The 22,278-nt window shown below is 65.4% G+C and carries 21 protein-coding genes and 2 pseudogenes; 10 read left to right on the forward strand and 13 right to left on the reverse strand.

Annotated elements, in window-relative coordinates; genetic code table 11:
* Positions 1–85: 85 nt before the first annotated feature.
* Entirely contained in the window at positions 86–412 is a 327-nt protein-coding gene (locus FBY20_RS18635) for a hypothetical protein (protein WP_174245427.1), read from the forward strand.
* Between the two features lie 36 nt (positions 413–448).
* Here the strand turns inward: FBY20_RS18635 and FBY20_RS18640 are convergent, their stop codons facing one another.
* The gene (locus FBY20_RS18640; protein ID WP_142053890.1) at positions 449–790 is read right to left on the reverse strand and encodes a hypothetical protein; all 342 of its coding nucleotides are present in this window, start codon (positions 788–790) and stop codon (positions 449–451) included.
* Between the two features lie 107 nt (positions 791–897).
* Complete coding sequence (locus FBY20_RS18645; protein WP_142053892.1) at positions 898–1,809, reverse strand: LysR family transcriptional regulator; 912 nt, start codon at positions 1,807–1,809, stop codon at positions 898–900.
* A gap of 113 nt (positions 1,810–1,922) precedes the next feature.
* On the opposite strand from FBY20_RS18645, the gene FBY20_RS18650 reads away from it, so the two are divergent.
* The 3 genes from FBY20_RS18650 to FBY20_RS18660 all read left to right on the forward strand — a co-directional run bounded on the left by FBY20_RS18650 (position 1,923) and on the right by FBY20_RS18660 (position 5,236).
* On the forward strand, positions 1,923–2,879 hold the full coding sequence (locus FBY20_RS18650) for a hydroxymethylglutaryl-CoA lyase (RefSeq protein ID WP_142053895.1): 957 nt from the start codon (positions 1,923–1,925) through the stop codon (positions 2,877–2,879).
* Positions 2,880–2,914: 35 nt separating this feature from the next.
* Positions 2,915–4,138: a CaiB/BaiF CoA-transferase family protein gene (locus FBY20_RS18655; protein ID WP_142053897.1), complete on the forward strand. Its 1,224-nt coding sequence runs from the start codon at positions 2,915–2,917 to the stop codon at positions 4,136–4,138.
* 105 nt (positions 4,139–4,243) lie between these two features.
* Positions 4,244–5,236, forward strand: a complete 993-nt coding sequence (locus FBY20_RS18660; protein ID WP_174245428.1) for a tripartite tricarboxylate transporter substrate binding protein — start codon at positions 4,244–4,246, stop codon at positions 5,234–5,236.
* Positions 5,237–5,254: 18 nt separating this feature from the next.
* Here the strand turns inward: FBY20_RS18660 and FBY20_RS18665 are convergent, their stop codons facing one another.
* Positions 5,255–5,497: a YdcH family protein gene (locus FBY20_RS18665; RefSeq protein ID WP_056326879.1), complete on the reverse strand. Its 243-nt coding sequence runs from the start codon at positions 5,495–5,497 to the stop codon at positions 5,255–5,257.
* A gap of 253 nt (positions 5,498–5,750) precedes the next feature.
* On the opposite strand from FBY20_RS18665, the gene FBY20_RS18670 reads away from it, so the two are divergent.
* Entirely contained in the window at positions 5,751–6,902 is a 1,152-nt protein-coding gene (locus tag FBY20_RS18670; protein ID WP_056326880.1) for a sterol desaturase family protein, read from the forward strand.
* Positions 6,903–6,979: 77 nt separating this feature from the next.
* On the opposite strand, the gene ycaC is transcribed toward FBY20_RS18670, so the two are convergent.
* The 3 genes from ycaC to FBY20_RS18685 form a co-directional block, all read right to left on the reverse strand.
* On the reverse strand, positions 6,980–7,606 hold the full coding sequence (ycaC, locus tag FBY20_RS18675; protein ID WP_142053899.1) for an isochorismate family cysteine hydrolase YcaC: 627 nt from the start codon (positions 7,604–7,606) through the stop codon (positions 6,980–6,982).
* A 129-nt stretch (positions 7,607–7,735) separates the two neighbouring features.
* Positions 7,736–8,707 carry a LysR substrate-binding domain-containing protein gene (locus FBY20_RS18680; protein ID WP_062841754.1) on the reverse strand — a complete coding sequence of 324 codons (972 nt, stop codon included), beginning with the start codon at positions 8,705–8,707 and terminating at the stop codon, positions 7,736–7,738.
* Between the two features lie 150 nt (positions 8,708–8,857).
* Positions 8,858–9,817: an AraC family transcriptional regulator gene (locus FBY20_RS18685; RefSeq protein WP_062841755.1), complete on the reverse strand. Its 960-nt coding sequence runs from the start codon at positions 9,815–9,817 to the stop codon at positions 8,858–8,860.
* A gap of 319 nt (positions 9,818–10,136) precedes the next feature.
* Here FBY20_RS18685 and FBY20_RS18690 point away from each other — a divergent pair, with 319 nt between their 5' ends.
* From FBY20_RS18690 to FBY20_RS18705, 4 genes and pseudogenes are all read left to right on the forward strand, one after another.
* Complete coding sequence (locus FBY20_RS18690) at positions 10,137–11,183, forward strand: aldo/keto reductase (RefSeq protein ID WP_056326889.1); 1,047 nt, start codon at positions 10,137–10,139, stop codon at positions 11,181–11,183.
* A gap of 194 nt (positions 11,184–11,377) precedes the next feature.
* Entirely contained in the window at positions 11,378–12,607 is a 1,230-nt protein-coding gene (locus tag FBY20_RS18695) for an SMI1/KNR4 family protein (protein ID WP_142053901.1), read from the forward strand.
* Complete coding sequence (locus tag FBY20_RS18700) at positions 12,604–13,290, forward strand: lysozyme inhibitor LprI family protein (RefSeq protein ID WP_142053903.1); 687 nt, start codon at positions 12,604–12,606, stop codon at positions 13,288–13,290. Before FBY20_RS18695 ends, FBY20_RS18700 begins: the two co-directional genes overlap by 4 nt.
* A gap of 73 nt (positions 13,291–13,363) precedes the next feature.
* A pseudogene (locus FBY20_RS18705) lies at positions 13,364–14,116 on the forward strand (YoaK family protein); the annotation flags it as partial.
* A gap of 11 nt (positions 14,117–14,127) precedes the next feature.
* Here the strand turns inward: FBY20_RS18705 and FBY20_RS18710 are convergent.
* Complete coding sequence (locus FBY20_RS18710) at positions 14,128–14,889, reverse strand: hypothetical protein (RefSeq protein WP_142053905.1); 762 nt, start codon at positions 14,887–14,889, stop codon at positions 14,128–14,130.
* Positions 14,890–15,041: 152 nt separating this feature from the next.
* Here FBY20_RS18710 and FBY20_RS18715 point away from each other — a divergent pair, with 152 nt between their 5' ends.
* The gene (locus tag FBY20_RS18715) at positions 15,042–15,701 is read left to right on the forward strand and encodes a thiopurine S-methyltransferase (RefSeq protein WP_056326898.1); all 660 of its coding nucleotides are present in this window, start codon (positions 15,042–15,044) and stop codon (positions 15,699–15,701) included.
* Positions 15,702–15,749: 48 nt separating this feature from the next.
* Here the strand turns inward: FBY20_RS18715 and FBY20_RS18720 are convergent, their stop codons facing one another.
* From FBY20_RS18720 to FBY20_RS18745, 6 genes and pseudogenes are all read right to left on the reverse strand, one after another.
* Positions 15,750–16,517 (reverse strand): SDR family NAD(P)-dependent oxidoreductase, encoded by a 768-nt coding sequence (locus FBY20_RS18720; RefSeq protein WP_142053907.1) that lies wholly within the window; start codon positions 16,515–16,517, stop codon positions 15,750–15,752.
* Positions 16,514–17,509, reverse strand: coding sequence for an NAD(P)H-quinone oxidoreductase (locus FBY20_RS18725; RefSeq protein ID WP_142053909.1), 996 nt, complete (start codon positions 17,507–17,509; stop codon positions 16,514–16,516). The genes FBY20_RS18720 and FBY20_RS18725 overlap by 4 nt, the downstream gene beginning before the upstream one ends.
* Before the next feature lie 20 nt (positions 17,510–17,529).
* Positions 17,530–18,234 (reverse strand): ABC transporter ATP-binding protein, encoded by a 705-nt coding sequence (locus FBY20_RS18730; protein ID WP_062841762.1) that lies wholly within the window; start codon positions 18,232–18,234, stop codon positions 17,530–17,532.
* Positions 18,227–20,007: pseudogene (locus FBY20_RS18735) on the reverse strand (ATP-binding cassette domain-containing protein). The gene FBY20_RS18730 and the pseudogene FBY20_RS18735 overlap by 8 nt, the downstream one beginning before the upstream one ends.
* A 22-nt stretch (positions 20,008–20,029) precedes the next feature.
* Positions 20,030–20,896, reverse strand: coding sequence for a branched-chain amino acid ABC transporter permease (locus tag FBY20_RS18740; RefSeq protein WP_056326907.1), 867 nt, complete (start codon positions 20,894–20,896; stop codon positions 20,030–20,032).
* 134 nt (positions 20,897–21,030) lie between these two features.
* On the reverse strand, positions 21,031–22,230 hold the full coding sequence (locus tag FBY20_RS18745) for an ABC transporter substrate-binding protein (RefSeq protein ID WP_056326909.1): 1,200 nt from the start codon (positions 22,228–22,230) through the stop codon (positions 21,031–21,033).
* Positions 22,231–22,278 lie beyond the last annotated feature (48 nt).

Genomic DNA, 22,278 nt, shown 5'->3' on the forward strand with positions numbered 1-22,278 from the left:
ATTCTTATGCTCGTTCCAAATTCATAACCACAACGTCATAATCACAACGGCCGCACATGCCGGCCGCCAGGATTGGGGAAATTCAATGAGATCGTCCGTGCTTTTCGTGGCTGCGCTCGTGGCGGGTTGCGCCTCGCCCGCGCCGGGAGACCTGGTCACGCAATCGAAGGTGCAAGCCATCAAGATCAACGTTACGACGTTCGATGAGATGGTTCGCGATTTTGGCCCGCCCCGCACGCAGAGCGTCAATAAGCAGGGGCTGCGCACGGCGTCGTGGTTCTACTTCAACAACAGCGAGTTCGGCGCCATGCAGGATCAGCGCACGCTGACCGTGACTTACAACAAGGACGGCACGGTCAAGGAATACGTGAATTCGTCCGCTGGAGAGAAGGACGGCGCCCGGACGCGATAGCGCGCAGTTTCACCCTCTGCGCCGGCCGGCAATGCCTCATTGCGCCGGCGCCGCCTTCGAGGCGTTCGCCCGAATCTGTTCCGACCGCTGGCGTTGCTCTGCGCGAATCGGGATGCAATCGACGACCAGCACCTCTTCGCCTGTGCGCAGGTCGATCACCTTGGTCGCACGGTAAAGGTTGCTGGGCGGGCCGCGATCCAGGCACGCGCGCTTGGCGCCGGAACTGGCGCGAAAGAGCTCGGGCACGCCTTCGTAGTGCGGGTTGGGCACGCTCCACTTGCCGCTCATGTCCTGGGTGCGCACCACATACTGGGCAAAGGCCGGACCGCCGCACAGCAGCATGGCCGATGCGCACGCGACGCCAACTGCGGTTCTCATGGCGGACGTTCCTTGATGGACGAGGGTAGGGCAGCGTAGCAGCGCACCGCCGCCTTCGCCGTCCGCCAGAAGGATGAGGGATTACCGCGCAAGCCGAGGGGCGCGGTTCACGGATTGTCGTTGGCGCCTGCCGCCACCAGATGCTCCAGCAGCAACGCGGCAGCCGCGGGCAGCGCCGACGCGCTGCGCATGCAGATGGCAAAGCGCCGCCGGCTCCAGGTGTCCTTCAGCGGCAAGACCCGCAGACCGTGCGCCAGCGCATACGGCGTGGCCACTTCAATGGGCGCCACGCTGATCGCCAACCCCGCCAGCACGACGCGAAAGGCCGAGTCGAAGTTGCTGACCGTGACGCGGTGCCGCAGCGTCTTGCCGCTGTCGCTGGCGGCTGTCTGCAGCATGCGCAGCACGGCGCCCGCGGCCGGCATGCTGACATGCTCGTATGCCAGCGCCTCTTCAAAAAAAACGGCGTCGCGCTCGGCGAGCGGGTGGCCTGGGGCGGTGACGACAGCCAGGCGGTCGCCCCGGTATGGGCGCTGTTCCAACCCATGAAAGTCGGCGGCGTCCCAACAGATGCCAAGGCTGGCGATGCCTTCCCGGACACCGCGCACAACTTCGTGGCTGACCCGTTCTTCCATGTCGACGCGGATATTGCGGTGGGGCGCGGCCTGGAGAAAGGCGGCGATGTCCTCGGCCAGGGACTCGGCCAGGACGGACGCGGTGGCCAGGATCCGGACCTGCCCCTTCACGCCGCTGGCGTAGGCCGACATGTCGCGCTCGATGCGCTCGGAGCTGGCCAGGATGGCGCGTGCGTGCTCCAGCAGCGTTTCCCCCGCCTCGGTGGGCTCGACACCGCGGCGCCTGCGCGTCAGGAGTTTCGCGCCCACGGTGTCTTCCAGCTGTGCGAGCCGCTTGCTGATCGCCGACCCCACGATGTTGGCGCGCTGGCCGGCGCGGGCAATGTTGCCGGTCTCGCAGACGGAGATGAAGAGCCGCAGGGTGGTGATGTCCAGGTCGCGCATGGGCTGTTGTCCGGTGTGATATTCCAATATGGAATTTTAAGCGTTCCAAAATACCGCTTGTGACGCTATTGAGAATATCTAAAACTGGAATCTCTTAATTCGAGTCGCTCGCCATGTCCAACCAAGAATCTTCCCGTCGTCCGCGGGCCGTCTCGATCCGAGAGGTCGGCCTGCGCGACGGCCTGCAGAGCCTTTCCGTGGTGATGCCCACGCAGACCAAACTCGACTGGATCGATGCGGCCTACGCCGCGGGCCAGCGCGAGATCGAAGTCGGCTCCTTTGTGCCCGCGCGCCTGTTGCCCCAATTGGCGGACACGGCCGAACTGATCGCCCATGCCACGCAGCTTCCTGGCCTGTCCGTGTCCGTCCTGGTCCCCAACCTGAAGGGCGCGGAACTTGCATTGGCCACCGGCGCGCACCTGATGCTGGTGCCGCTGTCGGCCAGCCACGCGCACAGCTTGGCCAACCTGCGCAAGACGCCCGACGACGTCGTGGCGATGGTTGGCCAGATGCGCGCCGCGCGCGACGCGGCGGGGTCGAGCATGTTGATCGAAGGGGGCGTTGGCACGGCCTTTGGCTGCACGTTGCAGGGTGAAGTGCGGCAGGACGAAGTGCTGCGCCTGATGCAGGCGTTGCTGGACGCCGGGGCTGACCGCGTCAGCCTGGCCGATACGGTGGGATATGCCGACCCCGCGTCCGTCGGCCGACTGTTCGATGCGGCGCGCCGCATCGCGGGCGATCGCTTGTGTTGCGCGCACTTTCACGACACGCGAGGGCTGGGGCTGGCAAACGTGCTGGCCGCGCTGGACACCGGGGTGGCGCGCTTCGACGCTTGCCTGGCTGGCATTGGCGGGTGCCCGCACGCGCCTGGCGCGAGCGGCAATGTCAGCACCGAGGATCTGGCGTTCATGCTGCAGCGCATGGGCATCGAGACCGGCGTTGACCTGGAGCGCCTGCTGGCCTTGCGCGCGGCCGTGGCCGGCTGGCTGCCGGATCAGCCCTTGCACGGCGCCCTGTGGCGCGCCGGCCTGCCCAAGACTTTACCCGCACGTCACGGCCAGTTGGCCTGACCGTGCGCATCCACGAATCTTCATCGAGCCTTGCCATGCAACCCGTTTCCGACACCGACGTTCCCCAATTGTCCCGCCCGCTACCGCTCGCCGGCCTGCGAGTCGTGGAGTTCACGCACATGGTCATGGGCCCTACTTGCGGCATGGTGCTGGCCGATCTGGGCGCCGAGGTCATCAAGGTCGAGCCGGTGCGCGGCGACCGGACGCGCCATCTTCTGGGGGTGGGCGCGGGGTTTTTTCCCATGTTCAACCGGAACAAGAAGAGCATTGCGCTGGACATCCAAAGCCCGGCGGGCGCCGAGGCCGCGCGCAGACTGGCCGCCAGCGCCGACGTGGTGGCGGAAAATTTCCGGCCCGGCACGATGGCGAAATTCGGCTTGGACCATGCCTCGCTGTCCAAGGAAAATCCGCGCCTCATCTATGTCAGCCACAAGGGATTCCTGCCGGGGCCCTACGCGATGCGCACAGCGTTGGACGAAGTCGTGCAGATGATGGGCGGGTTGGCCTACATGACGGGCCGGCCAGGCGACCCCGTGCGCGCCGGCACCAGCGTGAACGACATCATGGGCGGCATGTTTGGCGCCATCGGCGCGATGGCGGCGCTGATTCAGCGCGGCATCACCGGTCGAGGCCAGGAAGTGCAGTCGGCGCTGTTCGAGAACAACGTGTTTCTGGTGGGTCAGCACATGCTGCAATACGCGATCACCGGCCAGCCGTCGGCGCCGATGCCTGATCGGGTGTCGGCCTGGGCGCTTTACGACGTCTTTACCGTCAAGGACGGCGAGCAGATCTTCCTGGCCGCGGTCAGCGACGCGCAATGGGTGACGTTCTGCGATGCCTTTGGCTTTGACGACCTGAAGAACGACCCGGCGATGGCCACGAACAACGACCGTGTCCGGCTGCGCCCCACCTTGCTGGCGGATCTGCGCAAGCGGTTGGCGAATTTCCGCGCAGCCGAACTGGCGGCGGTATTTGAACGCATAGGGCTGCCGTTTGCGCCCATCGTCAAACCGGAGGAGCTGTATGACGATCCGCACCTGCGCGCCACGGGCGGACTGGCCGAGATTCGGCTGCCCGACGGCGAGCGGGCAGGGCAGACGGCCGGGGCGGCGTTGTTTCCGCTGATGATGGACGGCAAGCGGCTCGGCGTGCGGCGCGATCCGCCCGTGCTGGGGGCGGACACCGACGCGCTATTGCAGGGGTTGGGATACGACGCCGGACAGATCGAGGCATTGCGCGCACAGGGCGCGGCGGCGTGAAGCGGGTACGGGCATCGCGCCCGTTCTGTGGAAGGGACGCCGCACAACCGTTGTAGTAAACGGCCGCACAAGTCGGCCGGCATATAACACCATCAGGAGACAGACATGAGCAATCAACGTGCGGGCGGGCGCTGGAGCCGCCGCCAGGTCCTCGGTGCGGTGGGCGCCGCCGTGCTGGGCATGCCCGGCCTGGCCCGGGCGCAGTCGGACAGGCCGGTGAAATTCATCTTGCCGGTGGGCGTGGGTTCCGGCGTGGACACGATCACGCGGGCCGCGGGGCCGGCGCTGTCCGCCGCGCTGGGGCACACGGTCGTGGTCGAGAACCAGCCCGGCGCGGGCGGCATCGTGGGCACTTCCGCGCTCGTGCGCTCGGCGCCCGATGGCTACACGCTCAGCATGCTGTCGAACAACCACGTCATTTTTCCCAGCGTTTACAAGAACCTGCCCTTCGACCCGCTCGCCGACATCACGCCGATCAGCATGATCGGCATGACGCCCTTCCTGCTGGTGGCCAATCCGCAGAAGATAAGTGCAAACGATATCCAGGCGCTGACGGCGCTCTTGACACGCGAGCCGGGCCGCTTCAACTACGCGTCGTCGGGCAATGGCACGATTCTGCACCTTGCCGCCGAGATGTATGTGCAGCAGGCGGGCGTGAAAGCGCGGCACATCCCGTACAAGGGCGTTGGCCCGATGATGGCCGATCTGATCGGCGGACAGGTCGACTTTGGCGTGCTGTCGCTGCCTTCGGTGCTGCCGCAGATCAAGAGTGGCGCGCTCAAGGCGCTGGGGGCCTGTGGCGGCGAGCGCATGGCGGCGCTGCCCGATCTGCCCACGCTTCGAGAGCAAGGGATGGCGGACTACGAAATCGGCGGGTGGTTTGCGGCCGCCGGACCGGCAAAGCTGCCGCAGGCGGACGTGCGCCGCATCTTTGATGCGCTCGCGCGCGCGTTCAACTCGCCGGAGGTCAAGCAGTCGATGGCGACTCAGAACAACCGTATCGTCCTGATGCCGCCTGAGCAGACGGTGGCGTACTTTCGGTCCGAAATGGCGAAGTACGCCGCCGTCGTCAAGGGCGCGGGCCTGGAATTGATGTAGCCCGCATGGGGCGGCAGGTCAGCTGCCGTTGCGCTTGTCGTGACCGTTCTGGTCGGCTGCGCGGAGCAGTCCGTAGAGCTTGTCCTTGAGGTGCAGTTTTTCTTTTTTTAGCACCTCGATCGCGGTGCCCGAGGACGGCGTGATGCCGTCCTCCATGTTCTGGATTTCCTGGTCCAGATCGTTGTGCCGCTGGAACAGCGCCGAAAAGTGAGCGTTTTCGGATTTCAGTTGGGTAATGAGCTCGCGGTATTCAGGGAACATAAAGGCCTCTTGAGGAACCGGTTGACGGGACCGACGATGCGCCTGGCTCGACGCCCTCATCAGCGTCAAGCCCATGACACGCCAACGCCAACGGCTTGTCAACCTCAGGGACCGCGGCGCGCCTCCCGCCCGTTGATGGGGCGCAAGGGCTGCCTTGAAATGAGTCATTCTGTCGCGTACGTTCACCTTTCATTACAGGACGCCCTGTCCCCGGCGATACACTCGCTTCCCTTTGGACTGTCCCAGAACACCCATGAAAGAGCGTGCCCCGGTCTACCGCAGAGTGATGGACCTTTTCAAACAGGATGGCCGGATCCACCCCGGCACCGGCATGATGAGCGGCGTGATCGCGCTTTTCCTGGCGATCCTTTCGGTGCTGGGCGTGCTGGCGTTCCACTTTCCCGCCTATCTCACCACCCCGGAGCTGCGCAGCTTCTATTCGGTGGAGGCAATGCGCACGCTGCTGTTCAGCGCGCTGCTGGTGTCGGGCTCGATCGCGCTGGCCAATACCGTGCTTGGCCGTCAGCGCTGGCTGAATATCTCGGCCTTCGTGCTGGTCTGCTGCGCGGTGGCCGCGGGCGGCAGCCAGGTTGCCGTCACGGCATCGAACGCAGGCGGCCACCCCTATCTGGGACTCGATTGGTTCATCCTGGACCTCTTGGCGTCCAGCACCGTCTTCATCATTTTCGAAAAGCTGACACCGCTCTATCCTGGCCAGCCCGTATTCCGGGGCGAGTGGCAGGTGGACATGAAGCACTTCCTCTTCAATCACCTGTCGGTGGGGGCCGTGCTGCTGTGCATCAACTTTTTCATTCACCGCCTGTTCTCCTGGGCGGCTTATGAACCGCTGCAGCAAGCCATCCAGTCCATGCCGTATCTGCTCGAGCTATTCGTGGCGGTGCTGGTGGCGGACCTGGCGCAGTACGCCGCGCACCGTATCTATCACGAGGTGCCGTTCATGTGGCGCTTCCATGCGGTGCACCACAGCACGCGCACGCTGGATTGGCTGGCCGGCTCGCGGCTGCACATCGTGGAACTGCTGATCACGCGCGTGGCCGTGCTGGGCGTGCTGTTCGTCCTGGGGTTCTCCAAGGCGGTGCTCGACGCCTACATCATCATCGTGGGTTTCCAGGCGGTGCTGATCCATTCCAACGTGAAGCTGCCATGGGGTTGGCTGCGCTACATCATCGTCACGCCGGACTTTCACCACTGGCACCATTCGTCCGATACCGAGGCGATCGACAAGAACTACGCGGCGCACTTTTCCTTCATCGACTACCTGTTCGGCACCGCGGTGCGCGGGGTGGGCAACCGGTTGCCACAGCACTACGGCATTCTGGACAACGACATGCCAGGGACCTTCCTGGCGCAGCAGGCGTATCCCTTTGCCCGCAAGGCGAAATGACGAAGGCCCAGGCATATCGCCTGGGCCTTTTTCATTGCCGTCTCAGCGGGTTACGGCCGGCAGTCCGGCCGCGCGCCTTACTTTGCCGCCTTGAAGGCCGAATACGAAGCCATCAGGTTGCGGTAGTCGGGGATGTGGTTGGCGAACAGGGTGCCCAGGCCTTCCACGTCGTTGCGCCAGTCGCGATGCAGTTCGCACGCCACGCCGAACCACGACATCAGCTGTGCGCCGGCCTGCTCCATGCGTCGCCACGCCGCATCGCGGGTGACTTCGTTGAAGGTGCCCGACGCATCGGTCACGACAAACACGTCAAAACCTTCTTCGATGGCCGACAGCACGGGGAAGGCGACGCAGACTTCGGTCACGACGCCGGCGATGATCAGTTGCTTCTTGCCGGTTGCCTTGACCGCCTTGACGAAGTCTTCGTTGTCCCAGGCATTGATGTTGCCGGGGCGGGCGATGTACGGCGCGTCGGGAAATTTGTCCTTCAGCTCCTGGACCAGCGGGCCGTTGGGGCCGTCTTCGAAACTGGTCGTCAGGATGGTGGGGAGCTTGAAGTATTCGGCCAGGTCGGCCAAGGCCAGCACGTTGTTCTTGAATTGATCGGGTTGGAAATCGCGCACCAGGGACAGCAGGCCCGCCTGGTGATCCACCAGCAGAACGGCGGCTTGGGACTTGTCGAGCTTAACGTAGGGCTTGGTCATGGCTGATTCCTTTGGTCGATTCAGTTTTGCGCAGTGGTGCGCGGTGTTGAGAACAACGCTGAGTGCGTAGAAGGAATACTAATTTCAGGACGATACAGCCGGTAGTCGGGTGATTTGCACCTCAGCGTTCTATAAATTGAACGCCGGCGATAGCGCGTTCAGCGTGGGAATGCCGTGGCGCGCCTGGGTTTCAGCCTCTCGGCGCGCGTTTTCACGATACTCCGCGCCCATGAAATCCAACAGTTCGCGCACGGCCGGCAGCAGGCCGCGGCGCGACGGAAAGACGGCATGCACGCTGCCCGGCTCGGGTTGCCAGGGGGCGCCAACGGTCACGAGCGTGCCCGCGTCAAGTTCCTCGCGGATCATCAAGAGGGGCAGGGCCACGACGCCCACACCGCGCAGCGCGGCCTGCTTGAGCGCCAGCATGTCGTCCGTGACCAGCCTGGGCATGAAGGGAACGGCAAGGCGCGCGTTGCCAGGGCCCAGCAGGCGCCATTGGCATTCGCGCTGTTCGGTCCCAAGCGCCAGGGTGGGTTGCCGGCTGATCGTCTGCAAGTCGGCGGGGTCGGGCAACGAGCGGGCCAGCGCGGGGCTGGCGACCAGGCTCTGGCAGCTCATGCCCAGGTTCTTCATCACGAGATCGCTGCTTTCGATGGCGCCAAAGCGCACCCGCACGGCCAGGTCAAAGCCTTCACGCAGGACGTCCACGGGCCGGCTGAAGCTCTTCAGGTAGACGTTCACCTTCGGGCACTTTTCCATGTAACGCGCCACCACGTTGCCCAGGAAGTAGTAGATGAGCGCGGGCGGCGCGGCGATGCGGATGGTGCCTTGCGGTTCAGCGTGGGTGCGGTCGATGACATCCTGCGCCGCTTCGGCGCCCGCCAGCATTGCCAGGCACTGGTCGTAGTATTCCTGTCCAAGTTCGGTCACGGCGAACGTCCGCGTGGACCGCTGGATCAGGCGCACGCCAAGGCGCTCTTCCAGTTGGGCAATGCGCCGGCTCAGGCGCGATTTCGGGATGTTCAGCGCCCGGCCGGCCGGCGCGAATCCGCCATGCTTGACGACCTCCACGAAGAAATAAAGGTCATTCAGGTCGTGCATGCAAAATCCTCTCAGGTCGTCGGTGGGCCGCCGAGCATATTAAGGCGCGCGGCGCCGATTCCCTAGAAATGCGGCATTACGCGGACAAATCCCGGTCGTCTTCGAGGCTTGGGGGGAGATCGGCTTGGGACCCGCGGGTCGGGGCAGCGCTCAGGCGGCCAGCGCGGTCTCGTCCTTCCAGCGCTGCTTGTCGCGCAGCGGCGGCGCACCGAAAAGGCGGCTGTACTCGCGGCTGAACTGCGAGGAACTCTCGTAGCCCACGGCATGCGCGGCCAGCGCAACGCCGGCATCGTCCGTCAGCATCAGCCGCCGCGCTTCCTGCAGCCGCAGGTGCTTCTGATATTGCAACGGGCTCATGGCGGTGGCCTGCTTGAAATGATGATGCAGCGACGACACGCTCATGTGCACGTCGCGCGCAATCTCTTCCACCCGCAACGGTTGCGCGAAATTGTCGCGCAGGATGCGGATCGCCTTGGCCACGCGGTTGAGCTGGCTGTCTTGCAGCACCGTCTGGCGCAGCACGACACCCTGGCCGTTCATGAGCAGGCGGTACAGCAGTTCGCGCTTGATCATCGGCGCCAGGATCGGAATGTCGCGGGGCGTGTCCAGCAGCCGCAGCAGACGCAGCACGACGTCCAGCAGGGTGCTGCCCAGCGGGTTGACGCACAGCGCGCGCGAGGCTTCCAAAGAAACCAGCGGCGGCAGGTTTTCATCGCTGATGAGCGCGGTGATCTCCTCGGGGTTCAGGTCCACCCGCAAGCCCAGATAGGGCAGGGTGGGACTGGCGACGGACACCTTGGCCACCACGGGCAGGTCCACCGACGAGATCAGGAAATGGAAGGGATCGTATTCATAGGTCTCGTCGCCGATGAGCAGGCGTTTCGACCCCTGGGCAATGACCGCCAGCGCCGCCTTCTGCAGGACCGGCTTCGCCCCGGACGGCTGCGACAACCGGTGCAGGTACAAGCCTTCGATCGGCGTATCCAGCGCCCCTTCCAGGTTGCCGGTCATGCGTTCCAGCATGCACAGCAGCTCGGACCGCGCCAGTTCGCAGGCGGCGTCGTGACCGGCGCCGGTGGGGGCGAGCGATCGGGCAGGATTCAGGGACATTGACGGGCTCTCGCAGGCGCACCGTTCGTCACCTTGAGAGGCGACGACGGCGGAGGATTGGGTGTCCGCCAGTGTATTGCCATCTCGGGCCTCAGGTGGCGTGTTCACTTGGGGGAATGGAGAATCAGGCAGGAATTCCGGAGAAAACGACGGGTCGGTCCGGCCTGGCCGCCGTGCCGGAGAATCAGGCAAAAAAAGGGCAGGATCAAGCAGCGCGTGCCGGGCCCGCAGGTCGCATACTGTCCGCACCCCGGCAGGCTGCCGCAGCGGCGTTCCGTCCCGGAACCCGGCGCGCCCGCCAGCCCCTGAAGGAGCAAACATGCGATACAAGAAATTCGGCAGCACGGGCCTGTTCGTCTCGGAGCTGTGCCTGGGCACCATGACCTTTGGCGGCGAAGGCGAGCTCTGGAGCAAGATCGGCAGCCTGCAGCAGGAGGACGCCAACCGCCTGGTGGGACGCGCGCTCGACGCAGGCATCAATTTCATCGATACGGCGGACGTCTACTCCGAAGGACGCTCGGAAATCATCACGGGCCAGGCCCTGCGCGATCTGAACATCCCGCGCGAAGATGTCGTGATTGCCACCAAGGTCTTCGGACCGACCGGCGCGGGCGTGAACGCGCGGGGCAATTCGCGCGTGCACATCCTGGACGGCGTGAAGAAAAGCCTGTCGCGCTTGCAGCTCGACCATATCGACCTCTATCAGATCCACGGCTTTGACCCGGCCACGCCCATCGAGGAAACCCTGCGCGCGCTGGACACGCTGGTGCAGCATGGCCATGTGCGCTATATCGGCGTGTCGAACTGGGCCGCCTGGCAGATCATGAAGGCGCTTGGCATTTCCGAACGCCTGGGGCTGGCGCGCTTCGAGTCGCTGCAGGCCTATTACACGGTTGCCGGGCGCGATCTGGAACGCGAGCTCGTCCCCATGCTGCAAAGCGAGGGCGTCGGGCTGATGGTGTGGAGCCCGCTGGCCGGGGGCCTGCTCAGCGGCAAGTACGGCCGGGACGGCGAAGCCGAGGCGGGCAGCCGCCGCGTGGCGTTCGATTTCCCGCCCGTGAACCGCGAACGCGCCTACGACAGCATCGACGCGCTGCGGCTGATTGCGGATGCGCGCGGCGTGTCGGTGGCGCAGGTTGCGCTGGCCTGGCTGCTGCACCAGCCGGTCGTCACCAGCGTCATCATCGGCGCCAAGCGCGTGGATCAGCTCGAGGACAACCTGGCGGCCACGGACATCCGGCTGACCGGGGTGGAACTGGCCGCGCTGGACAAGGTCAGCGCGCTGCCGCCGGAATACCCGGGCTGGATGCATGTGCGGCAGGGCGAATACCGGCGCCAGCAGTTGCGCGAATCGGGCGAGGCCTGACCCGCACCGCGCTAGGGAAATCCTCGCGGGCCGGCGTCCTGCCGCCGGTCCGCGCCGGAGGGATGCCGCGCAGCCTCATGGAGAAGGCCCAGGACAAACGCCGTAAATCAACGGCGGTCGGCCATCTTGGCCCGGCGACGATTCACCGCTCGCTAGTAGAATCGGACCAGTCCCTTTTTCCTTGAAGCATCACCATGAGCGAGTTTTTCACGTCGGCCGAACTGCAGGCCTTGCGCGAGCACGGCATCGCGGTGTTCGCGGACCGCCTGCTGATCGATGTGCAGCCGCCATTGCCCGACGCCCGTATCGCCGAGATCCAGGCCCTGTGCGAAGGGCCGCTCCCGCCCGCGCTGCTCGACCTGTGGCGGCTCACCGCCGGGGGCGAACTGGCGTACGACCTGCGCGCCCAGATGGATGGCAATGAAGAGGCCCTGAGCTGGTCCGAACTCTTCTATGACGGCAGCGATCACTATCGTGACCTGCAAGGCTGGATCGAGCACGAACAGGAGTGCGCCCAGGACGCCGCCGCCGAGGACGGCGCCACCTGGAACGGGAAGTTGCGCTATCTGCCTATTGGCGGCTTCGAATACTGCGACCGCATCTACGTCGCCGTGGAGCCAGGCCCGCAGGCCGGCAGTGTGGTCGCGTGGAAGCAGGGCCTGCCGGGCTGGACGCACGCCTTGCAGCAGGACGGCATCGCCACGATCGCCCCGGACCTGCACGCGGCCTTTGCCGCGCTCCGCCTGGAAACCGACCCCGGCGAAGACGAGAACAGCACCGGCCTGCGCGTGCTGGAGTATCTGGATGAACGCGTGTCGGACCATGGGATGCCGCAGGCGCTTGCCGACCGCGTGGCCGCGTTCCACCGGCGGGCGCTGGTGGACTGGCGCGGCCCGCTTGAGGCCGGCACGCTGGCCGGCACCCCCAGTCTTGCCACGCTGGCCTTGCAGCACGCGTTGTCGCACGACGACGCCGGGCTCGTGCATCGCCTGGCGGCGCAGGGCATGCGCTTCGATGCGCCGCTGCTCGGCAGCGCCCAACCGCTGGACGTGGCCCTGATGCAGCATGCGTACTCCGCGGCCCAGGCGCTGCTGGACGCGGGCGCGCCGGTCAGCCCGACGGCCCTGCACCGGTTCGACCGGCAGCCGCCCGTCGCGCTGGTCGCCGCGCTGCTGGCGCACGGCGCCGTGCCCGATGCGCTGGGTATGGCGCGCTGCGTTGCCTGCGGATCCCCGGAGGCCGCGCGTCTGATCGCCAAGGCGTGCGGGGATGGGCTTGCCGACGCCTATGCCCAGGTCCGCGATTCGATGGCCAGCCGCTACCAGGAAGACATCAAGCGCGTGCGCGCGGGCTCGCTGGGGCACTACCTGGGCGCGGAAGGCCTGGCTGAGCGGGTCGCCAACCTGCGGGAATTTTCGCTATGAATCGCCGCCTGGCCGCGCTGGCGCTGTGCCTCTCGCTGGGCAACGCGGCGGCATGGGCGGCCGGCACGGCCTCCTTCGATTGCGCCAAGGCGCGCACCGAGGTCGAAAAGGCGATCTGCGCCGATGGCGCGCTGGCCGGGCAGGATGCCAGCATTGCCAGACACTTCGGCAAGGCCAGGATGACCTTCGATGCCGCGACGGGCAAGGCGCTGACGCAAGATCAGGGCTGGTTCGTTCAGGTGCGCGACGAGGCGTTTGCGTCGCCGCCCGGCAACGATCCGCCGCAAAAGGAACTTGCCGACCGCCTGAAGTACCGGGATGCCTTTCTTGCGTCGCTGGTGCTCAAGCGGCGGCAGGGCTTCGAGGGAGACTGGGAGAACCTCGCGGGCGGCGTCTCGATCAAGCGGCAGCCCGACGGCAGCCTGTCGTTCGACGGCTCCGCGGCGCATCCGGAAAACGGCCGTTGGGTGTGCGATGTCCGGGGCACGGGCGCCATCAAGAACAAGGTGCTGGTCGTCGAGACCGTCGATGCCGAGGGCTGGACGCTGACGTTGTCGCGCAAGGGGTACGGCCTTGTGGTGTCGGAAAACCCGCCGGCGGGGGTGGCCGATGCCGCGGGCCGGCCGTACTGCGGTCTGAACGGCGCGCTGGGCGGTGTTTACTATCCCGTATCCAGGCCTTGATCGACCCCACCCCGGCGCGTCTAGAATGTTTTCCGAATCGCAGTGAATACGCTCTTCTGTTGAAAGGACTGGCGTGACCATCCCGTATCTGCGCCGGCTGACCGCCGTCAGCCGAAGCCCGCAAGCCAACCGCCATCTCGCCTATCTGCTGACCTTTACCGCCGGCGCCGTCAACGCGGGCGGTTTCCTGGCGGTCCAGCAATACACCTCGCACATGTCCGGCATCGTCTCCATGATGGCGGATCACATGGCGCTCGGCGGAGTGATCGTGGTGCTGCAAGGCTTGGCGGCGCTTTTGTCGTTCATGGCCGGCGCCGCCAGCTCGGCCTTTCTGATCAACTTTGGCCGCAGGTCCCGGCTGGCCAGCGAATATGCGTTGCCGCTGCTGCTCGAGGCCGTGCTGCTGCTCGTCTTCGGCCTGTTGGGCGCCAACCTCGAAACGCTGCGTTGGTTTTACGTTCCCGGCACGGTGATGCTGCTGTGCTACATCATGGGCCTGCAAAACGCGATGATCACCAAGGTGTCGCGGTCCGAGATCCGCACGACGCATGTCACGGGCATGGTGACCGACATCGGCATCGAGCTTGGCAAGCTGTTTTACTGGAACGTCGCCAAAGGCGATCCGCAGACGATGCCGCGGGTGCTGGCCGACCGCGGCAAGCTCATCGTCCTGAGCCTGATGGTGACCCTGTTCTTCGTGGGCGGCGTGACCGGCGCGTATTCGTTCTACAACTTCGGTTTTGGATCGACCTGGCCGCTGGCGCTGTTGCTGATGCTGCTGGCCGCGGTGCCGATCCTGGACGACATCCGCAGCTTCATGCACCGCGCAAAGGGCGCCTAACGCTGCCGCTTCGGCTTGGCGGCAGCGGAATGGCGCAGGAACACCTGCAACGCGGCAAGCGTTTCGGCATGCAGCCGTGCCAGGCGGGCGTCCTTGGCGGGTTCGGTGACCGCATAGCCCCTGGCATCCAGCGGATAAGGCGCTTTGAGCAACCGCGCCATGTCGATTTGATAGAAGCTCGCGCCGCCGTACGGCCGCTTGCCATCGATGTAGGGCATGGGCCAGAAACGATCGCCTTCGCCCAGCACGGCCTGTAACGCCGGCCCCTCGGCCTCGCGCCAGTCGGCGGCGCGCAGCAGGATCAGGTGCGCATCGCGCAGCGCAAACGTGCCGTCCGCGCCCACGCCGCTTTCCGGAAAGTCGAAGGCCTCGCGCATTTCGGCCGGCACGTCATAACGGCCCGGCGACAGCTTGCCAATCGCGCGCACATAGCGCGGCACCAGCCGGCAGACTTCGGCCATCCTGCGCACCGCCAGTGCATCGTCGGCGGTATCGAGCGTGCGGCGGACGATGGCCAGCGTATCGTCGCCGCCCAGCAGGGGCTGCTCGAAATCGATGGCGGGCGCCCCGGACTCGACCGGCATCCACTGCACGCGCAACAGGCGCATCAGCGCGGCGTGCTGCGCGGTGTAGGGCAATCCGTCTGCCGGCGCCGAAAACACGCCGCGGATGATGGCGTCTCGGCTGGGCGATGCCAGGGCGCGCAACGGTGCGGCGATCAGGCTGGCCAAGGTCAGGAGCAGGGGGCGGCGTTGCATGGGGCTCAGAGAAGTGAACGCGAGGGGACATAAGATACCGAAAAGCGCGGCGCGCGGGGAAAAGCGCGCGGGTGCCGGGCCGGGAATACAATCCAGCGATCGTCCTGCGCGCAACGTGTGCGACACGGATCCTTTGGAGGAGCAGACAAGTCATGGACGCGGAATTCTGGCTGGAACGGTGGCGCGAAGGGCGCACGCATTTTCATCAGACGCGGGTCACGCCGTTATTGCAGAAATATTGGCCGTCGCTGGACGTGCCCAAGGGCGGCAAGGTGCTCGTGCCGCTTTGCGGCAAGTCGCTGGACATGGTGTGGCTGGCCGCCCAAGGCCATCAGGTGCTGGGCGCGGAACTGTCCAAGCTTGCCGTCGAGCAATTCTTTGACGAGAACGAGCTGCGGCCGGTGATTCACGATTCGGTGTACGGGACCCATTACGTGGCCGGCAACATCGAGATCGTCTGCGGCGACATTTTCAAGCTGGATGCCCAGGTGCTGTCGCATTGCGTGGGCGTCTATGACCGCGCGGCGCTCGTTGCGCTGCCCGACGCGATGCGTGCCGACTACGTGCGGCACGTCTACGGTCAGCTGTCGCCGTCTTACCGGGGCCTGCTCATCACGCTGGACTATCCCCAAGAAGAGATGGCCGGTCCCCCGTTTTCCGTGGTGGACAGCGAGGTGCAGGCGATCTTTTCCGGCGTTTCGCCCGCGGTCATCATCGACCGCCGCGACATCCTCGACAAGGAACCCAAGTTCCAGTCGGCGGGCGTAAGCCGCCTGGACACCGTGGTCTACCGGCTGGGCGTGCAGGCCTGACCCCGTGCGCCCCGGTAAAAGGCCCGTTCGATTCGAACGGGCCTTTTGCTAGGTCATGAGCCAGCCGCCGGCCACGTCCAGCACCTGGCCGGTCACGAAACGGGCCTGATCTGACGCGAAGAACAGGCACGCGTCCGCCACTTCCTCGGGCGTGCCCAGCCGCCGCAGCGCGGTCACGGACGCCACGGCGTCGTTGATTTCCTGCGGCACGCTTTTCAGCAAGGGCGTGCTGATGCGGCCCGGCGCCAGCGCATTCACCGTCACCTGGTGCTCGCCAAGCTCCGCCGCCCAGTGGCGCGTCAGCCCGATCAGACCGGCCTTGGTGGCCGCATAATGCGCCGCCACGATATCGCAATACGCCCTGCCGGCCACCGACGACATGTTGATGACGCGCCCCTGCCGCGCCTGCACCATGTGCGGCGTGGCCAGATGCGTCATGTAGAACACGCTGTTCAGGTTCACCGAGACGACGTTGTTCCACTCTGCCGGCGGCATTTCCCAGACCTTGAGCGCGCGGCCGTTGGTTTTGGGCGAGATGCCGACGTTGTTGACCAGGATGGTCGCGGGGCCCAGATCGCGCGTGATGCGATCATAGGCCGCCTGGCACTGATCGAAATGCGCGACATCGGCCGGCACGAAGCACGCGTCGTGGCCGCGCTGGCGAAGTTCCTTTTCGTACGCCTGGCCCGCCTGCGCGTTGAAGTCGACAAGACCGACACGCCCGCCTTCGGCCAGGAATGCCTCGACGATGGCCGAGCCGATGCCTCCCACGGCGCCCGTGACGATGACGGTCTGGTCCGCAAAGCGTGCGCTCATGGCTTCACCTGCAGCATGATCTTGCCAATGTGCTTGCTGCTTTCCATCAGTTCGTGCGCGCGCGCGGCCTCGGCCAGCGGGAAGACTTCGTGGATCAGCGGCAGGCACTGTCCTGCCTCCATGAGCGGCAGCACCTTCTGTATCAGCGATTGTGCGATGGCGGCCTTGTCCTCGTCCGAGCGCGGGCGCAGCGTGGACCCTGTGAATTGCAGGCGCTTGGTCATGATGGGCAGCGCGTCGATCTCGGCCTTGCTGCCTTCCAGGAAGGCGATCTGCACCAGCCTGCCGTTCAGCGCCAGCAGCCGCAGATTCTTGTTGATGTAGGCGCCGCCCACCATGTCCAGGATCACATCGACGCCGGCGTTGCCGGTGCCCTCGCGCACGGCGGCCTCGAAGTCCGCGTCGCGGTACAGCACGGCATGATGCGCCCCGGCCTTGAGGCACGCCTGCGCCTTTTGCGCGTTGCCCACGGTGGTCCAGACTTCGGCGCCGAACGCGCGCGCGAGCTGGATGGCGGTCAGGCCGATGCCGCTGGAGCCGCCGTGAACCAGGAATTTCTCGCCCTGCGCCAGGCGCGCTCGGTCGAACACGTTGGTCCAGACGGTGAAATAGTTCTCCGGAATGGCCGCGGCTGTCAGGAGGTCGATGCCGCGCGGCACCGGCAGGCAGTGCCGCTCGTCGGCCAGGCAGAACTGCGCATAGCCGCCGCCCGGCGTCAGTGCGCAGACCTGGTCGCCCACCTTCCAGTCACGCGCCTCGGGCCCGGTCGCGACGATGGTGCCGGACACTTCCAGGCCAAGATACGGAGAAGCACCCGGGGGCGGGGGATACGAGCCGGAGCGTTGCAACACGTCGGGGCGGTTCACGCCCGCGTAGGCAACTTCGATCAGCACCTGGCGTCCCGTGGGCGCTTCCATGTCGCGTTCGGCGACGCGCATGCAATCGGGCGCGCCGCCCTTGCCATGGTCGATGAATGTGCAGCGTTGTGACATGAGACGATGGTCCTTGGATTTCAGTGGCCCAGGTAGGCCTTCTTGACATGGGGATCGCTGAGCAGCTCGGCGCCGGTGCCCGTGCGCACGATCGCGCCGTTCTCAAGCACGTACCCGCGATCGGCCAGGCGCAGCGTGCGGAACACGTTCTGCTCCACCAGCAGCACCGTGACGCCATGCGAGGTGACGTCGCGGATGATGTCGAACATCTGTTGCACCAGCAGCGGCGACAGGCCCAGCGAGGGCTCGTCGAACACCAGCAGTTTCGGATCGGCCATCATGCCGCGCGCGATGGCGACCATCTGCTGTTCGCCGCCCGACAGCGATCCGGCGTACTGGCTCAGCCGTTCCTTCACGCGCGGGAAGATGCGCAGCACTTCCTCGAGCTTGCGCTCGACGATCGGGCGGGCCGCCCGCTTGTACGAGCCCATCAGCAGGTTGTCGCGCACCGTGAAGTGCGGAAAGAGCTGGCGGCCTTCGGGAATCATCGTGATCCCGGCATCCACGATGTCGTAGGGCTGGAGGTTGGTCAGATCCTGGCCTTCGAATTCCACCTTGCCTTGCGTGGCGGCGATCACCCCGCACAGCGTTTTGAGCGTGGTGGTCTTGCCCGCGCCATTGGCGCCAATCAGCGTGACGATCTCGCCCGCGTGCACCTCGAAATTCAGGCCGTTGAGCACCTGGCTCTTGCCATAGCCCGACGTCAGATTCGACACCTTAAGCATCCTGATACTCCTTGCCCAGATAGGCTTCGATGACGGCCGGATTCTCGACCACGTCCTTCGGGGCGCCGCTGACCAGCACGCCGCCTTCGTTCAGGACGATGATGCGGTCGGACAGCGCCATCGTCGCCTGCATCATGTGTTCGATCAGCAGCACCGAGACGCCGGAATCGCGGATGCGCCGGATCATCTGGATCGATTTCTCGATGTCCGTGGGATTCAGGCCCGCCATCACTTCATCCAGCAGCAGGATGCGCGGCTTGATCGCCAGCGCCCGCGCCACCTCCAGCCGCTTCATGCCGCCCACCGTGAGGCTGCGCGCCTCGGTGTTCAAGTACTTCACCAGGTCGGTCTGCTCGGCCACCTTCAGGGCGATCTGCTCGGCTTCGTCGCGGTCGGACGTGTGAATGAAGGCGCCCAGCATGATGTTCTCCAGCACCGTCAATCCCGTGAACGGTTTGGCGATCTGGAACGTGCGGCCCAAGCCCTTGTGCGCAAAGGCGTCGGGCGTCTTGCAGCTGACCCAGTTGCCTTGCTCGTCGCGCATCGTGATGTCGCCCTTGTCCGGCGACAGAAAGCCCGACAGCAGGTTGAACACCGTGGTCTTGCCGGCGCCGTTGGGGCCGATCATGCCCAGGATTTCGTGCTGGTTGAGGGTCAGCGACACGTCGTTGGTGGCGCGCAGGCCGCCAAAGCTCTTGAACAGGCCCTCCGCTTTCAGCACGGGCTGCTCGCTGAGCGTGGCGTTGCGGATGCGGATCTCGTCGGCGAGCTTGCGCTTGGCCGGGGGCGTGCCCAGGTAGGGCAGGCGCGCCAGCATGCGCTCGATGAAGGGCCCGAACGCGCCGGCCAGACCGCGCGGAATCGTCAGCACCACCGCCACCAGGATCAGGCCGTAGATCAACCCGTGCATGCCGTTGCCCACGCTGCTGAGCCAGCCGCGCGCCAGTTCCGCAATGGGCAGCACGAGGAAGGTGCCCGCGATGGGGCCGGACACGGTGCCCAGTCCGCCGATCAGCGCAAACATCGCGACCTGGATGGACAGCTCGAGCGAGAACGCGGAACTGGGGTCGACGAAGGTCAGATACGTGATGTGGAAGGTGCCGATGATGCTGGTCAGCACGGCCGACACGACGGCGGCGATGATCTTCACGCGCACGGTGTGGATGCCCACCGCCAGCGCCGCATCCTCGCGTTCGCGGATTGCGATCAGGTAATGCCCGATGCGTGACTTGCGGATGTACCACGAGACCCAGGTCACCAGCACGAACAGGCCGAACGCGATGATGACGTAGTTGATCTTCTCGCGGAACACGATCCAGGCCCAGCCGATGTTCAAGGGCAGGCTGATGCCGCTGGAACCGCCCGTCCAGCTTTCCTCGTGGATGACCAGGAGGCGCACGACTTCCAGGATGGCGATGGTCGCCAGCGCAAAGAAGGGACCCCGCAGGCGCAGCGTGGGATAGCTGATCAGGATGGCGACGGCGGCGGAAATGGCCGCGCCCGCAAACATGCCTATCCACGGCGAGATGCCGAAGTTCTGCGTCAGCAGGGTGGCCGTGTAGCCGCCGATGCCGTAGAACACTGCGTGGCCAAGGGACAACTGGCCGGCATAGCCGCCCACGATGTTCCAGGCGACCGACAGCGCGGAAAACACGAACAGCAGGACAAAAGGTTGGTCCAGAAAGGCGTGCCCATGACGACGGGCACGAGGAACATCGTGATCAGCAGAATGAGGCTGACGTAGGCTTTGGGATGTCGAAAGTCGGGAAACACGTCTTGCTCCTTGTTGTTCTGGTCACTCTGTGCCGATGCCGAACAGACCGTTAGGCTTCAGGACAAGGATCAAGAGGAAGATCCCGAAATAGACGACCTCCTTCAGGTCGGGCGCGATGTAGAAACCCGCCAGCGTGTCGACGATGCCGATGATCATGGAGCCGGCGACCGCGCCGTACAGGCTGCCCAGGCCGCCCAGCACCACGATGACAAACGCGGTCAGCACGAAGTACGTGCCCACCGTCGGGAACACCGGATACTGCGGCGCAAGCAGACCCGCGGCGATGCCCACGAATGCGGTGCCCAGGCCAAAGGCGATGGCGTACACGTTGTTGACGTTCACGCCCATCAGCGTGGCGGCATAGCGGTGCTGCGCCACGGCGCGCAGCGCGCGGCCAAGATAGGTGCGGTGCATGAACAGGTGCAGCAGCACGGCCAGGGTCAGGCCGATGACGAAGGTGACGAGCTGGCCGGTGACCATCGAGAACGGGCCGACGTCGATGGCGTTGGTGCCCAACTCCACCGGCGCGCGGTACACGTTGGCCCCGAAAATCACGAGCGCCAGGTTCAGCAGGATGGTGGATACCCCCACCGTGGCGAAGATCTGGATGTGCTGGTCGGCGTGCAGCAACGGCTGGATGATGCCCTTCTGCGTCAGCGCGCCCAGCGCGAACAGGATCACGGCGACAGGAATCAGGCCGGCGTAGGGGTGGATGCCGAACTGCGCCGCGATCAGATAGACCATGTACATGCCGATCATAAGGAACTCGCCGTGCGCGAAGTTCACGACGCGCACGACGCCGAAGATGAGTGTCAGCCCCAGGCTGATGATCGTGTATGCGCCGCCCAGCAACAGGCCATTGATGACCAGTTGAATGAATAATTCCATTGTGCAACCTCTAAGTGCGGGAGGCGCCCCGTCCCCGTCCCGCAGCTTCCAGGGACGGGGCGCTCGAACCCCGGGTAATGCCGGACGCGCGCCGGGGCTGCAAGCCCCCCGCGTCCGGCCGCTGGCATCGCGCTTTATTTCTTGAAGATGGGCTTGCCGAGAGCGAGGTTGTCAGGACCGATGGTGACGAGCTTGCCGTCCTGCCACTGCATCACGTAGAAGGTGGACGCGTTGTTCTGTCCGTCTTCGCCGAAGTCGAATCCCCAGCCATTGGCCGTCTGGCCCGCGGGCTTCTTGTAGGCCAGCACCGCGGCGCGGATCTTGTCCTTGTCCGTGGACTTGGCGTTGCCGATCGCTTCAAAGAACGCCTTGGCGCCGACGTAGTTGGTCAGGCTGTGGCCGGATTGCGGATCGCTCTTGTACGTGTCCTTGTAGGCCTTCAGGAACTTGTCCAGCCCCGGCGCGCCGGCCGGGTTGATGGACGCTTGCGGGAAGTCCAGGTCGAACACGCCGTTCATGTCGGCGCCGACAGCCTTGGCGGTGTCGGCAAGCGAATAGCCGCCGCCCGCGCCGATCACGACCTTGGGCTTGAAGCCCGCCGCGCGCGCCTGGCTGAAGAACAGGATGGCGTCGTTCTGGTAGGCCGTCTGCAGCACCACGTCGGCCTTGGCGCCCTTGAGGCGCAAGATCAGCGAAGACAGGTCAACGGTCTTGGCCGAGTAGGGCAGAACTTCGACGACGTTGTAGCCAAGTTCCTGCGCGCGCTTCTTTTCGGTGGCCGCCACGTCGGTCCCATACGGGCCGTCTTCGTGAATGATGCCAATCTTGATGTCCTTGGGGTTCAGGCCCATGCCGGGCGCGATGGTCTCGTGCAGCGCATTCACGACCGACACGCCGTACAGCGCGGTGTTGGGATTGCTGCGGAACAGGTACTTGTAGCCGCGCGTGGTGATCTTGTGCGCGGTGGCGCCCAACTCGAAGTAGGGCACGCCGGCCAGCTCGGTCACCGGCGAGGCGGCGTACGAAATGCCCGACGCGTAGCTGCCGAAGACGCCGACCACGTTGGCCGAGATCAGACGCTTGGTTTCCGACACGGCCTGCGTGGGATCCACGGCGTCGGCCTTGATGATTTCGATCTTTTCGCCGTTCACTCCCCCCGCGGCGTTGATCTCGTTCACGGCCAGTTCCAGTCCGCGATAGCTTTCCTGTCCAAGCAGCGCAAGCGCGCCGCTGAACGGGAACAGGGCGCCCACCTTCATGTCGGCTGCTGCGGTGCCGCTTGCCAGCGCGCCGCACACACCCAGCGCCAAAACAATTTTGTTGAACTTGAACACTGTCTACGCTCCTTTGTCGGTATGGGATGCGGACTGGATCCTGAGGTC

It is taken from the genome of Achromobacter sp. SLBN-14 (assembly GCF_006715415.1).
Classification (GTDB): domain Bacteria; phylum Pseudomonadota; class Gammaproteobacteria; order Burkholderiales; family Burkholderiaceae_B; genus Achromobacter; species Achromobacter mucicolens.

What these genes read in the sequence shown, in the direction of transcription:
- FBY20_RS18660 (WP_174245428.1), top strand. Translation starts at nt 4,244, where the DNA reads ATGAGCAATCAACGTGCGGGCGGGCGCTGGAGCCGCCGCCAGGTCCTC.
- FBY20_RS18650 (WP_142053895.1), top strand. Translation starts at nt 1,923, where the DNA reads ATGTCCAACCAAGAATCTTCCCGTCGTCCGCGGGCCGTCTCGATCCGA.
- FBY20_RS18700 (WP_142053903.1), top strand. Translation starts at nt 12,604, where the DNA reads ATGAATCGCCGCCTGGCCGCGCTGGCGCTGTGCCTCTCGCTGGGCAAC.
- FBY20_RS18715 (WP_056326898.1), top strand. Translation starts at nt 15,042, where the DNA reads ATGGACGCGGAATTCTGGCTGGAACGGTGGCGCGAAGGGCGCACGCAT.
- FBY20_RS18680 (WP_062841754.1), bottom strand. Translation starts at nt 8,707, where the DNA reads ATGCACGACCTGAATGACCTTTATTTCTTCGTGGAGGTCGTCAAGCAT.
- FBY20_RS18740 (WP_056326907.1), bottom strand. Translation starts at nt 20,896, where the DNA reads ATGGAATTATTCATTCAACTGGTCATCAATGGCCTGTTGCTGGGCGGC.
- FBY20_RS18635 (WP_174245427.1), top strand. Translation starts at nt 86, where the DNA reads ATGAGATCGTCCGTGCTTTTCGTGGCTGCGCTCGTGGCGGGTTGCGCC.
- FBY20_RS18685 (WP_062841755.1), bottom strand. Translation starts at nt 9,817, where the DNA reads ATGTCCCTGAATCCTGCCCGATCGCTCGCCCCCACCGGCGCCGGTCAC.
- FBY20_RS18730 (WP_062841762.1), bottom strand. Translation starts at nt 18,234, where the DNA reads ATGCTTAAGGTGTCGAATCTGACGTCGGGCTATGGCAAGAGCCAGGTG.
- FBY20_RS18670 (WP_056326880.1), top strand. Translation starts at nt 5,751, where the DNA reads ATGAAAGAGCGTGCCCCGGTCTACCGCAGAGTGATGGACCTTTTCAAA.
- FBY20_RS18690 (WP_056326889.1), top strand. Translation starts at nt 10,137, where the DNA reads ATGCGATACAAGAAATTCGGCAGCACGGGCCTGTTCGTCTCGGAGCTG.
- FBY20_RS18655 (WP_142053897.1), top strand. Translation starts at nt 2,915, where the DNA reads ATGCAACCCGTTTCCGACACCGACGTTCCCCAATTGTCCCGCCCGCTA.
- ycaC (WP_142053899.1), bottom strand. Translation starts at nt 7,606, where the DNA reads ATGACCAAGCCCTACGTTAAGCTCGACAAGTCCCAAGCCGCCGTTCTG.
- FBY20_RS18665 (WP_056326879.1), bottom strand. Translation starts at nt 5,497, where the DNA reads ATGTTCCCTGAATACCGCGAGCTCATTACCCAACTGAAATCCGAAAAC.
- FBY20_RS18645 (WP_142053892.1), bottom strand. Translation starts at nt 1,809, where the DNA reads ATGCGCGACCTGGACATCACCACCCTGCGGCTCTTCATCTCCGTCTGC.
- FBY20_RS18710 (WP_142053905.1), bottom strand. Translation starts at nt 14,889, where the DNA reads ATGCAACGCCGCCCCCTGCTCCTGACCTTGGCCAGCCTGATCGCCGCA.
- FBY20_RS18640 (WP_142053890.1), bottom strand. Translation starts at nt 790, where the DNA reads ATGAGAACCGCAGTTGGCGTCGCGTGCGCATCGGCCATGCTGCTGTGC.
- FBY20_RS18725 (WP_142053909.1), bottom strand. Translation starts at nt 17,509, where the DNA reads ATGTCACAACGCTGCACATTCATCGACCATGGCAAGGGCGGCGCGCCC.
- FBY20_RS18695 (WP_142053901.1), top strand. Translation starts at nt 11,378, where the DNA reads ATGAGCGAGTTTTTCACGTCGGCCGAACTGCAGGCCTTGCGCGAGCAC.
- FBY20_RS18720 (WP_142053907.1), bottom strand. Translation starts at nt 16,517, where the DNA reads ATGAGCGCACGCTTTGCGGACCAGACCGTCATCGTCACGGGCGCCGTG.